2 protein-coding genes are annotated in these 2,184 nt (G+C 68.6%); both read right to left on the reverse strand.

The window, feature by feature from the left end:
- The coding region (pheT, locus tag ACT4N8_RS02805) for a phenylalanine--tRNA ligase subunit beta (protein ID WP_444856618.1) at positions 1–1,404 on the reverse strand (1,404 nt) is incomplete at its 3' end.
- Between the two features lie 58 nt (positions 1,405–1,462).
- The coding region (gene pheS, locus ACT4N8_RS02810) for a phenylalanine--tRNA ligase subunit alpha (protein ID WP_444856619.1) at positions 1,463–2,184 on the reverse strand (722 nt) is incomplete at its 5' end.

The following is a 2,184-nucleotide window of genomic DNA, read 5'->3' on the forward strand; positions in this document are numbered from 1 at the left end:
GAGCCCCTCGATCCGCGCCACCTCCTCGACGAGGTCGGCGGGCCCCTCCACGTCGCGCCGCCATGACGGCACTTTGACCTGCCACACATCGCCGCGCGTCACGGTGAAGCCGAGCCGCTGGAGGATATCCTGCTGCCGGTCCGCGGGCACGTCCATCCCGGCCAGCGCCAGGCAGCGCGCCGGATCGTAGGCCACGCTCCGCTCGACGATCGGCGGCTCGCCCGCGCGGACGAGCTGCGAAGGCTCGCCGCCGGCCAGCTCGATCGCGAGCGCCGTTCCCAGTTGAATGCCCGGCTCCACGAAGGCGGGATCGGCGCCGCGCTCGAAGCGGGCGCGCGCGTCGGAGACCAAAGCCAGTTTCTGCCCGGTCAGCGCGATCGCCTCGGGGCGGAACCAGGCGCATTCGAGGACGATGTCGGTGGTCGTCTCGGTCACGCCCGAATGCTCGCCGCCCATGATCCCGCCGATATCGTGCACGCCGGTCTCATCGGCGATCACGGTCATCGTCGAATCGAGCCGGTAGCTCTTGCCGTTCAGCGCCAGCATTTCCTCGCCGTCGCGCGCCCGCCGGGCGACGAGCGCGCCCTTGAGCTTGGCGAGATCGTAGACGTGCAGCGGCCGGCCGTAGGTGAGCGTGACGTAGTTGGTCATATCGACCAACGCGCTGATCGGCCGCTGGCCGACCGCCTTCAGCCGACGTTGCAGCCAGTCGGGCGAGGGGCCGTTGTGCACGCCCCTGATCACCCGCCCGTAAAAGGCCGGGCAATTCTCCGGGTCCTCGATGCGAATCTCGATCGGCGAGGGATAGGTGCCGGCGATGTCGGGCACGTCGATCGGCTTGAGTCGCCCCAGCCCCGCCGCGGCGAGATCGCGGGCGATGCCGTGGACGCCCATCGCGTCCTGCCGGTTGGGTGTCACCGAGACATCGATCACCGGATCGTCCAGCCCCGCCCACGCCGCATAGTTCGCGCCCACCGGCGCGTCGGCGGCGAGCTCGATGATCCCGTCATGCTCGTCGCCCAGCTCCAGCTCGCGGACCGAGCACATCATGCCCCGGCTCTCGACGCCGCGGATCGCCGCCACTTTCAGCGTGAGGTCGCTCCCCGGCACATAGGCGCCCGGCGCGCCGAACACGCCCTTCAGGCCGACGCGGGCGTTGGCCGCCCCGCAGACGACCTGGATCGCCTCGCCGGTTCCCGCGTCCACGGTCAGCACCTGCAATTTGTCCGCCTGCGGGTGGCGCTCCGCGGTCAGCACCTCGGCGACGACGAATGGGGCGAGTCGGTCGGCGGCATTCTCGACGCCCTCGACCTCGAGCCCGATCCGGGTCAGCGTCTCGACGATTTCGTCGAGGCCGGCCTCGGTCTCCAGATGCTCCTTCAGCCACGAGAGTGTGAATTTCATAATTCACACCTCGTGCCCCGGCGCAGGCCGGGGCCCAGTCTCCAAGGGCGCGTGAACTTCATGCCCCGACGCCCCCGGAGAGCGTCGGCACGTCGAGCGCGGCGAAGCCGTAATGCCTGAGCCAGCGTATATCGCCGTCGAAGAAGGCGCGAAGGTCGTCCATGCCGTATTTGAGCATCGCCAGCCGGTCGATGCCGCAGCCGAAGGCGAAGCCCTGCCACTCCTCGGGATCGAGCCCGCAGGCGGCGATCACCTGGGGATGGACCATGCCGGAGCCGAGCAATTCCATCCACTGGTCGCTCCCGCCCAGCACGCGCCGCCCGTTCTGGATCGTATAGCCCACGTCCACCTCGGCCGAAGGCTCGGTGAACGGGAAATAGGAGGGGCGCAGCCTGAGGACGATGTCCTCGCGCTCGAAATAGGCCTTGAGGAAGGTCTCCAGGGTCCATTTGAGGTGGCCCATCGTGATGCCCTTGTCGATCACCAGCCCCTCGACCTGGTGGAACATCGGCGTGTGCGTCGCGTCGCTGTCGGAACGGTAGGTCCGCCCCGGCGCGATCACGTAGATCGGCGGGTTCTGGCTCTGCATCGTCCGGATCTGCACCGGCGAGGTGTGAGTGCGCAGCAGCATGGGATGGCCGTGCTCGTCCGCGCGGTCGAAATAGAAGGTGTCGTGCATCGCCCGCGCCGGATGGGTCTCGGGGATGTTGAGCGCGGTGAAATTGTGCCAGTCGTCCTCGATCTCGGGCCCGGTCGCGACCGAAAAGCCCATGTCGGCGA

This window comes from Sphingosinicella sp. (genome assembly GCF_052387495.1).
Taxonomy (GTDB): Bacteria; Pseudomonadota; Alphaproteobacteria; order Sphingomonadales; family Sphingomonadaceae; genus Allosphingosinicella.